Below are 10549 nucleotides of genomic sequence, written 5' to 3' on the forward strand. Positions count from 1 at the left end.
CATCGCACCGGGTGCCGCCCCAGGGGACGACTCCCTTACGCCGTCCGTCCTTGTGCCGGTCATGGTAGCTGCACCCCGCCCGTCACCACACCCTGTCACCGCGATGTCACTGTGCACATAGCGAAAACGCGGCCGAAGACCAGAAGGTTCCCCGGAATCCACTCACTCACACCCGTCCGCACACAGCCGGCCGGTGGATTCCGGTGAACCGCTCGCCGCCGGGTCACTCTCCGCGCATCCACTTCTCCATCACCGACAGCAGATGGTCGGAGTCGACCGGCTTGGTGACGTAGTCGGAGGCTCCGCAGTCGATCGCCTTCTCACGGTCGCCCTTCATGGCCTTCGCTGTCAGTGCGACGATCGGCAGCCCCGCGAACTGAGGCATGCGCCGGATCGCCGTCGTCGTCGCGTAACCGTCCATCTCGGGCATCATGATGTCCATCAGAACGATGGTCACATCATCGTGCTGCTCCAGGACTTCGATGCCCTCGCGCCCGTTCTCCGCGTACAGCACCGAGAGCCCGTGCTGCTCCAGCACGCTGGTGAGCGCGAAGACGTTACGGATGTCGTCATCGACGATCAGCACCTTCTCCGCGTGGAAGTGGAACGTCCGGCGGGGCTCAGGCTCCTCCTGCGGGCTCTGCACCCACTCCTCCGACGCGCCCTCGTCCTCGGACCTGCCGTTCGCCAGCGCGGGGCGCTGTGCGGCTCCGCCCAGGGCCTTGCGCCGGCGCCTGAACACCCCTGCGGAGTTGGCCGGGTCGCCCAGGGGCTGCCCGGCCCCGGTGTCCTGCGACGCCTCCAGGTGCAGGGCGCCCTCGGCGGAACCCGCGTGGACCTCGATGGGGCCCGGCCCCATCTGCGGATAGCCCTGCGGAGGCAGCTCGCTCGGGTGCAGCGGCAGGTACAGCGTGAAGGTCGAACCACGTCCCGGCTCGCTCGCCGCGTGGATCTCCCCGCCCAGCAGACGGGCGATCTCACGGCTGATGGAGAGACCGAGGCCGGTCCCCCCGTACTTGCGGCTGGTCGTACCGTCCGCCTGCTTGAACGCCTCGAAGATCACCAGCATCTTGCTGGACGCGATCCCGATTCCGGTGTCGGTGACGGAGAAGGCGATCAGGTCGCCGTCGGCGTCACGCAGCGAGCCGGCCTCCAGCAGGTGCTCCCTGATGGCGTTCGGCACATCGGCACCGGCCGGCCTGATGACCAGCTCCACGGCGCCGCTGTCGGTGAACTTCACCGCGTTGGACAGGAGGTTGCGCAGGACCTGGAGCAGTCGCTGCTCGTCCGTGTGCAGCGTGGCGGGGAGCTCGGGCGACACGCGTACGGAGAAGTCGAGCCCCTTCTCCGCGGTCAGCGGCCGGAACGTCGCCTCCACGTAGTCGACCAGCTGCACCAGCGCGATCCGGGTCGGGCTGACGTCCATCTTGCCCGCCTCGACCTTGGACAGGTCGAGGATGTCGTTGATCAGCTGGAGCAGGTCCGAGCCCGCCCCGTGGATCGTCTCGGCGAACTCCACCTGCTTCGGCGAGAGATTGCCCTCGGCGTTGTCCGCGAGCAGCTTGGCCAGGATGAGCAGCGAGTTGAGCGGCGTACGCAGCTCGTGCGACATGTTGGCCAGGAACTCGGACTTGTAGCGCATCGAGACGGCGAGCTGCTCGGCACGCTCCTCCAGGACCTGGCGCGCCTCCTCGATCTCGGTGTTCTTCACCTCGATGTCGCGGTTCTGCTGAGCCAGCAGCTCCGCCTTCTCCTCCAGCTCCGCGTTGGAGGCCTGCAGCGCCTTCTGCCGGTTCTCCAGCTCCTGGGAGCGGTCGCGCAGCTGCTCGGTGAGCTCCTGGGACTGTTCGAGGAGCTTCTCGGTCTTGGTGTTGACGCTGATCGTGTTGACGCTCGTGGCGATCATCTCGGCGAGTTGGTTGAGGAAGTCCCGCTGGATGTGTGTGAACGGCTGGAACGACGCCAGCTCGATGACGCCCAGCACCTGGCCCTCGAAGAGCACCGGGAGCACGATCACGTGCGCCGGCGGTGCCTCGCCGAGCCCGGAGGAGATCTTCAGATAGCCCGGCGGCACGTTGTCCACCTGGATCGTCCGCTTCTCCTCGGCCGCTGTGCCGATGAGGGTCTCCCCGGGCCGGAATGAGGTCGGCATGGAGCCGGCCGAGTAGCCGTAACTGCCGCGCATACGCAGCTCGTACGAGCTCTCCCTGCCGCCGTCCGACCCGACCTCGTCGCCGTCCCCCGTGGTCATCGCCAGGAAGAACGCACCGTGCTGCGCGGAGACCACCGGGGTCAGCTCGCTCATGATCAGCGAGGCGACGTCGTCGAGATCGCGGCGGCCCTGCATCAGACCGGAGATCCGGGCGAGGTTGCCCTTGAGCCAGTCCTGCTCCTTGTTGGCCAGGGTGGTGTCGCGCAGATTCGCGATCATCGTATTGATGTTGTCCTGCAGCACCTGGATCTCGCCTGCCGCGTCGACGTCGATCTTGAGGTTGAGATCGCCGCGGGTCACCGCGGTGGCGACGGCCGCGATGGCGCGAACCTGACGGGTCAGGTTCCCCGCCATCTCGTTCACCGACTCGGTGAGGTCGCGCCAGGTCCCGTCGACGTCCCGCACCCGGGCCTGCCCGCCCAGCTGTCCCTCGGTGCCCACCTCGCGGGCCACCCGGGTCACCTGCTCGGCGAAGGACGAGAGCTGGTCGACCATCGTGTTGATGGTGTTCTTCAACTCCAGGATCTCGCCCCGCGCATCGATGTCGATCTTCTTGGTGAGATCGCCCTTGGCGATGGCCGTGGTGACCGTGGCGATCTGGCGCACCTGGCCGGTCAGGTTGGACGCCATCGAGTTCACGGACTCGGTGAGGTCCTTCCAGGTGCCGGAGACGCCCGGTACGCGCGCCTGGCCGCCCAGTTCTCCCTCGGTGCCCACCTCGCGGGCCACCCGGGTCACCTCGTCGGCGAAGGAGGACAGGGTCGTCACCATGGTGTTGACGGTGTCGGCGAGTTCGGCGACCTCGCCCCGCGCCTCGACGGTGACCTTCTTCGTCAGGTCGCCGTTGGCGACGGCGGAGGAGACCCTGGAGATGTTGCGCACCTGGCTGGTCAGGTTGTTGGCCATCAGGTTGACGTTCTCGCTGAGGTCCTTCCAGATGCCCGTGGCGCCACGCACACGCGCCTGGCCGCCGAGGATGCCCTCCGTGCCGACCTCACGGGCGACGCGGGACACCTCGTCACCGAAGTTCATCAGCTGGTCGACCATCGTGTTGACGGTGGTGACCAGTTCGAGGATCTCGCCCTTGGCGTCGACGGTGATCTTCTTGGAGAGGTCACCCTTGGCGACCGCTGTGGTGACCTCCGCGATGTTGCGGACCTGAAGCGTCAGGTTGTTCGCCATGCCGTTGACGGACTGCGTGAGGTCCTTCCACGTACCGGACACACCCTGCACCTCGGCCTGACCGCCGAGGATGCCCTCCGTACCCACCTCACGGGCCACCCGGGTCACCTGCTCGGCGAAGTTCGAGAGCTGGTCGACCATGGTGTTGAGGGTGTTCTTGAGCTCCAGGATCTCGCCCCGCGCGTCCACGTCGATCTTCTGCGACAGGTCACCGCGCGCCACCGCCGTCGCGACCTGCGCGATGTTACGGACCTGAGCGGTGAGGTTCCCCGCCATGCCGTTCACCGAGTCGGTGAGATCGCGCCACACGCCGGCCACACCGGGCACCTGGGCCTGACCGCCGAGCCGCCCGTCCGTACCCACCTCACGGGCCACCCGGGTCACCTGCTCGGCGAAGGCGGAGAGCTGGTCGACCATCGTGTTGATGGTGTTCTTCAGCTCCAGGATCTCGCCCCGCGCGTCCACGTCGATCTTCTGCGACAGGTCACCCCGGGCCACCGCCGTGGTCACCTGCGCGATCTGGCGCACCTGGGAGGTCAGGTTCCCCGCCATGAAGTTGACGGAGTCCGTGAGCTCCTTCCACGTACCCGAGACGCCGTCCACGCGCGCCTGACCGCCGAGGCGGCCCTCCGTGCCCACGTCCCGCGCCATCCGCGTCACCTGGTCGGCGAACGACGACAGCTGCGCCACCATCGTGTTGACGGTGTTCTTCAGCTCCAGCATCTCGCCGGCCACGTCGACGGTGACCTTCTGCGACAGGTCACCGTTGGCGACGGCCGTGGTCACCTGCGCGATGTCCCGCACCTGGCCGGTGAGGTTACGGAAGGCGGTGTTCACCGAGTCGGTGAGGTCCTTCCACGTCCCCGCCGCACCCGGCACCTCGGCCTGACCGCCGAGACGGCCCTCGACACCGACCTCCCGGGCGACCCGGGTCACCTCCGAACCGAAGGCCTGGAGCTGGTCGACCATCGTGTTGACGGTGTTCTTCAGCTCCAGCATCTCGCCGGCCACGTCGACGGTGACCTTCTGCGTCATGTCACCGCTGGCCACCGCCGTGGTCACCTGCGCGATGTCCCGCACCTGGGTCGTCAGGTTCCGGAAGACCGTGTTCACCGAGTCGGTGAGGTCCTTCCAGGTGCCGGCAGCACCCGGCACCTGGGCCTGGCCTCCGAGCAGCCCCTCGCCACCGACCTCGCTGGCCACACGTGTCACTTCGTCCGCGAAGGTGCGCAGCGTCTCGGTCATCTGGTTGATCGTCTCGGCGAGCTGCGCGACCTCACCCCGGGCGCTCACCGTGACCTTCTGGGTCAGGTCGCCGTTGGCGACGGCCGTCGTCACCTCGGCGATGCCACGCACCTGGGACGTCAGGTTCCCGGCCATCGTGTTGACGGAGTCGGTGAGGTCCTTCCAGACCCCTGCCACCCCGGGCACCGTCGCCTGCCCGCCCAGTTCGCCCTCGGTGCCCACCTCACGGGCGACCCGGGTCACCTCGGAGGAGAACGACGACAGCTGGTCCACCATCGTGTTGACGGTGTTCTTCAGCTGGAGCATCTCACCGGCCACATGGACGGTGACCTTGCGTGACAGGTCCCCCTTGGCCACGGCCGTCGTCACCAGGGCGATGTCTCGCACCTGTGCGGTGAGCCGGTAGGCCATGGTGTTGACGGAGTCCGTGAGGTCCTTCCAGGACCCGGACATACCGCGCACCTGAGCCTGCCCGCCCAGCTTGCCCTCGGTGCCCACCTCGACCGCGACGCGCGTCACCTGTTCGGTGAACGCGGACAGCTGGTCGACCAGGTTGTTGACGGTGCGGGCGACCTTGAGGAACTCACCGCGCAGGGGACGTACGGTCTCGTCCACCGCGTGCGTGCGCAGTTCCATCCGCTGCTCGAGATCACCGTCGGCGACCGCGGAGAGTACCCGGCCGACCTCGGACACGGGTCGCGCCAGGTCGTCGACGAGCTCGTTGGAGGCGTCGATCGCGGCCGCCCAGGAGCCCTCGCAGGCGCCGGTCTCCAGACGCTCGGTGAGTTTCCCCTCACGCCCGACCATGCGCCGCACACGGGCGAGCTCGCCCGTGAGATGGAGATTACGGTCGGCGACCTCGTTGAAGACCGCGGCGATCTCCGTGAGTACGCCGTCGCCCGAGACGGTGAGCCGCCTGCGGAAGTTGCCGTCACGCATCGCCACGAGGGCCGCGAGCAGTCTGTTCAGAGCCGCCGCGTCCACGTCGATGGTCCCATTGCGCTGCTTTTTCACGGACTGCCCGCCTTTTGTGCGCGTTCCTGAACCCCGCGCCGCCACGCCAGACTCCACCGTGTCCCTCCCGCAGGGGTTGACCGTATCGCTCGGGCCGTTATCGGAAGCTTGCCCACTTCCACTTTGGCTCACCGCCACAGCACACCGTCAACGGGTGACTATGCGGTCGTCAAATCGTTGAAACGTACCAGGCCGGAACGGGAGGGCGAGGAAGGTCTCACGGTCGTCCCATTTCCCTCACCGGGGGGCCCACAGTTGTGCGCCCGGCGCACTACCGTCGAGTGCCCCGTGTACCCAAGTCTGCCCTCGTGTACCCGGGACGTCGGGCGAACGTCTAGCCTGGCAGACGAATCGAAGCGGCGATATACGGGCACAGGACTCGGGGAAGCGACGAGACACCATATGGGGAGTGCTGTGATCACCGCGCGCGCGGCTGCCACCTTCGATCCGGTCGGACGCTCGGTCGCGACCGCCCGCGCGTTCGTCCGCGACACCCTTCAGGGGTGGGGTTACACCGACGTCGTTGACGACGCCGTCGTCCTTACCAGTGAACTCGTGACCAATGCGGTCGTGCATGCGGGCACGGCGGCCGATGTGCTCTGCCTGCGCACCGAGGACGGCGTACGCGTCGAGGTCTCCGACCACTACCCGGAGCGGGAGGTCCCGCTCCAGAGCTCCGGTCTCGACTTCGGCAGCCCGGACCGCGAGGGCGGCCGTGGCCTGCTCCTCTGCGCGGCTCTCGCTTCCCGCTGGGGCGTCGAGTACACCCCGACGCACAAGCACGTCTGGTTCCAGCTCGATCTTCCGGAACGCCCCGTGGGCATCCGCTCGGCGAGCCCGGTCCTGCCCACCGCTCTCCTGCCGGTCGCCGAACAGCGTGTACGGGTGGCGGTCGTCCAGATCGACGGCTCGGGCTCCATCGCCTCGTGGAACGAGGACGCGTCCTTCCTCTTCGGATACGCCGCGGACCAGGTCGACGGCAAGCAGCTCACCGACTTCGTGGCGTGGCCGCACACCCCGGGCACCAACACCGGCATCGCCGACGCGCTGCAGCTCTCCCGCTGGGAGGGCAGCTACGGCATCCGCGGCGCCGACGGACGTGTCATCCCCGTGTACGCCTCGCACCTCAGAGTCCGCGATCCCGACGGCGAGCCCTCCACGGTCTGCCTCCTCGTACGCGATTACGAACGCGCCGTGCTGCAGACACCGGTGCGCGCCCCCGTGTCCGACACTTCGGCCGAAAACCGCAGTACGGATCCCTTCGAGATCTTCATCGGCTCCCCCGCTCCCGACGACCTCGACGGACTGCTGCAGCGCACGGTCGAGCGCGCCCGCGACATGCTGGACGCCGATGCCGCCTTCCTGCTGCTGGCCACCGATGACGAGACCGAGCTGGAGGTCCGTGCGACCACCGGCCTTCCCTCGGCCCGCCAGCGCTTCGCACGGGTCCCTGTCGAGGCCGGCACGGGCCGCTACGGCTCCGCCCGTATGCCCGCCGTCCATGAGGACCTCACCGTCGTCCCGGGCGCCGTACCCCTGCTCGTCGACACCGGGATGCGCTCGGTCGTCACGGTCCCGCTCAAGGTCGAGGGCCGCCTCACCGGATCCCTCGGGGTCGCGGCCGAGGCAGCCGGGCGGTACTCCAACGAGGAGGCCCTGCGGCTGCAGTTCGCCGCGGACCGCATCGCGCTGGCTGTCGAGTCGGCCAGGCTGGGCGAGCTGGAGCGCCTGCGCCGCGGCTCGCTGTCCTTCCTCGTCGAGGCGTCCGATCTGCTGGCCGGCACCCTGGACAGGGACCAGACCCTCGCGCTGATGGCACAGATGACCGTGCCCACGCTGGCGACCTGGTGCGCCGTCTACACGATCGCGGACCAGTCGTCGGAGCCGTATCTGTCCTACGTACTCCACGAGGACGAGGAACGCATCGACGGCCTCAAGGCTCTGCTCTCCTCCATCGCCCCGCCTGACCCCGTCCCGGCCCCCGGCGCCCGCCTGTGGGCCGCGCCCACGGAAGCCGGCCACCAGGCCGCCCTGCGCACCTCCACGCGCACCCTGAGCAGGGACGCGCCTCTGAGCATGGGGGCGGCCACCCGTACGACGCTTGCCACGGCGGCCGCTGTCGGCGGCGAGACGGTGGTCCTGCCACTGGTGGCGAGGAACCGTGTGATCGGCATGCTGACGCTCGGCAAGCCGTCCGACGAGCACTTCCGCCAGGAGATCCTGGAGCTGGCCGAGGACCTGTCACGACGGGCCGCCCTGGCCCTCGACAACGCCCGTCTGTATTCGGAGCGCATGGCCATCAGCCAGTCGCTGCAGCGGAGCCTGCTCCCGCCCGGCCTGCCCGATGTGCCCAACGTCGAGATCGAGGTCATCTACCGTGCCGCGGGCGAGGGCAACGAAGTGGGCGGCGACTTCTACGACGTGTTCCCCATCCGCGACGGCGCCTACGGCTTCGCCATCGGTGACGTCTGCGGTACGGGCCCCGAGGCGGCAGCCGTCACTGGCCTCGCCCGTCACGCCCTGCGCCTCCTGGCCCGCGAGGGGTTCAGCGGCCCCGCGGTGCTGGAGCGCCTGAACGCCGCCATCCTGGACGAGGGCGCGCGCAGCCGCTTCCTCACCCTGCTCTACGGGGAGTTGTGGCCCCAGGAGGACGGCAGCGCTCTCCTGAAGGTGGTCTGCGCCGGCCATCCGCTCCCCCTGCGTCTGCGCCAGGACGGCTCCGTGGAAGCGGCGGCCGAACCGCAGCCGCTGCTCGGAGTCATCGAGGACCTCGAACTCTTCGAGCAAGAGGTCACTCTGGAGCCCGGCGATGTGCTCCTGTGCGTCACCGACGGAGTGACCGAGCGCCGCGAGGGCACGCGCATGCTGGGCGACGACGGCCTGGCCGACGTCCTTTCCATGTGCACGGGCCTGACGGCCGGCGCGGTGGCCGGGCGCATCCTGCGGGCCGTCGAGCGTTTCGCGGCTGAGCCCGCGTCCGACGACATGGCCATCCTGGCCATGCGCGTCCCGGAGCCGCACACCCTCCCCTAGGTCGTGTCCGGTAGCGCGCCGGACCGCCCCCTGGCACCGCCTGTGGTGCCAGGGGGCGCGGCGTGACGCCACCGCCGGTCCGGGGCGCCGTCGGGCGGCGGCCCGCCCCGTCGATCCACCGGTGCGCCGATCACTCCGCGCCGGTGACCGTCGCCACGAGCTCGCCCATCCCGATCGGTGACGCGTCCGGCGCCGCCGCGGCCACACCGTCCAGGAACGCCTGCTCGAGCAGTTCCTGGCCGCTGAAGAGGACCTCGCGCTTGTCGGCGAGACGGCGGAAGAACGTCCGTTCCGACATCCCGACGGCCTGGGCGATGTCCGCCGCCGTCGTCCTCTCGTAGCCGCGACTGATGCAGAGGTCCGTCGCCGCTGCTTGCAGCCGTTCCCGCGCCCCGGGCTCCCAACGCATCATGCCCCCACTCCAGTGATGGCGATGACAGCAGCTGACATTGGAGTTACTGTGATGTCAGCGACTGACGACAGTCAATGACATCGCTTGCCCCGTCACAGGGTTTCGAGCACCGAAGGAGATCATTCACATGCGCGTCTTCGTCACCGGAGCTTCCGGATGGATCGGTTCGGCCACGGTCGACGAGCTTCTCGCCGCCGGCCACGAGGTGGTCGGGCTCGCCCGCTCCAACACCTCGGCCGCATCCCTCGACGCGAAAGGTGCCCAGGTCCGCCGCGGCGACCTCGACGACCTCGACAGCATCCGGAAGGGCGCCGTCACCGCCGACGCCGTCCTCCACCTCGCCAACAAGCACGACTTCGACAACCCCGCCGTTTCCAATCAGGCCGAACGGGCCGCTGTGCAGGCGATCGGCGACGTCCTGGCCGGTTCGGACCGTCCGTTCCTCCTGGCGTCCGGTGTCGCCGGCCTGGCGCAGGGCCGGGCCGCGACCGAGGACGACAGGTCCCCCTTCCAGGGCCCGGACTCCCCCCGAGGCGGCAGCGAGAACCTGGCGCTGGAGTACGTCGACCGCCGCGTGAACACGGTCAGCGTCCGGTACGCCCCGACCGTGCACGGCGACGGGGACCACGGCTTCATCGCGGCCCTGGTCGCGATCGCCCGTGAGAAGGGCGTCGCCGGCTACATCGGCGACGGCACGAACCGCTGGGCCGCGGTCCACCGGTCGGATGCCGCGCAGCTCACCCGCCTCGGGCTGGAGAAGGCCCCGGCGGGCACGCTCCTGCATGCGGTGGGCGAGGAAGGGGTTTCCACGAGGGAGATCGCCGAAGCCATCGGACGAGGGCTCGGGACCCCCGTCGCCTCGATCTCACCGCAGGACGCCCAGCAGCACTTCGGCTGGATCAGCCGCGTCTTCGCCATGGATGCCCTCACGTCCAGCACGCGCACACAGGAACTGCTCGGCTGGGCACCCAGCGGGCCGAGCCTCATCGAGGACCTGGACGCCGGGTACTACTTCCGCCACTGAGGAGTCTCAGGCCGTCGCAGACATGAGAAAGGCCCCCGCCGGTGGCGGGGGCCTTTCTCTGTGCTGAGCCCCAATGCGGAATCGAACCGCAGACCTTCTCCTTACCATGGAGACGCTCTACCGACTGAGCTATTGGGGCCTGCTGCCTTGCGGCAACGAGATAAAGCATACCCCGAACACGGCAATGCTCAAAACCGCCGGGGCCTGCGATTCCGGATCGGCGCGGGCGCCTCACGGGGTACATCTGGGCACGGAAGAATACGGAAGAACGCGGGAGAACGACAGGAGAACGCAGAAAAGCCCCGTGCCACAAGGGCACGGGGCTAGTCCGTAATAATTGTTCGGCGGCGTCCTACTCTCCCACAGGGTCCCCCCTGCAGTACCATCGGCGCTGAAAGGCTTAGCTTCCGGGTTCGGAATGTAACCG

4 protein-coding genes, 1 tRNA gene and 1 rRNA gene are annotated in these 10549 nt (G+C 68.7%); 2 read left to right on the top strand and 4 right to left on the bottom strand.

Translation table 11 applies throughout. The features are described from left to right. Nucleotides 1-223: 223 nt before the first annotated feature. Nucleotides 224-5653, bottom strand: coding sequence for a HAMP domain-containing protein (locus tag AB0C75_RS35035; RefSeq protein WP_362896439.1), 5430 nt, complete (start codon nucleotides 5651-5653; stop codon nucleotides 224-226). A 414-nt stretch (nucleotides 5654-6067) separates the two neighbouring features. Between AB0C75_RS35035 and AB0C75_RS35040 the strand changes: the two genes are divergently transcribed. Then, nucleotides 6068-8686, top strand: a complete 2619-nt coding sequence (locus tag AB0C75_RS35040; RefSeq protein WP_362896441.1) for a SpoIIE family protein phosphatase — start codon at nucleotides 6068-6070, stop codon at nucleotides 8684-8686. A gap of 130 nt (nucleotides 8687-8816) precedes the next feature. On the opposite strand, the gene AB0C75_RS35045 is transcribed toward AB0C75_RS35040, so the two are convergent. Continuing rightward, complete coding sequence (locus AB0C75_RS35045) at nucleotides 8817-9098, bottom strand: helix-turn-helix domain-containing protein (RefSeq protein ID WP_362896443.1); 282 nt, start codon at nucleotides 9096-9098, stop codon at nucleotides 8817-8819. Nucleotides 9099-9225: 127 nt separating this feature from the next. Here AB0C75_RS35045 and AB0C75_RS35050 point away from each other — a divergent pair, with 127 nt between their 5' ends. Further along, nucleotides 9226-10122 (top strand): SDR family oxidoreductase, encoded by an 897-nt coding sequence (locus tag AB0C75_RS35050; RefSeq protein ID WP_362896445.1) that lies wholly within the window; start codon nucleotides 9226-9228, stop codon nucleotides 10120-10122. Between the two features lie 66 nt (nucleotides 10123-10188). Here AB0C75_RS35050 and AB0C75_RS35055 read toward each other — a convergent pair. Then, nucleotides 10189-10261: transfer RNA gene (locus AB0C75_RS35055), tRNA-Thr, on the bottom strand. A gap of 200 nt (nucleotides 10262-10461) precedes the next feature. Beyond that, nucleotides 10462-10549, bottom strand: a 5S ribosomal RNA gene (gene rrf / locus AB0C75_RS35060); the annotation flags it as partial.

The organism is Streptomyces sp. NPDC048565 (genome assembly GCF_040650935.1).
In the GTDB taxonomy this organism is placed as follows: domain Bacteria; phylum Actinomycetota; class Actinomycetes; order Streptomycetales; family Streptomycetaceae; genus Streptomyces.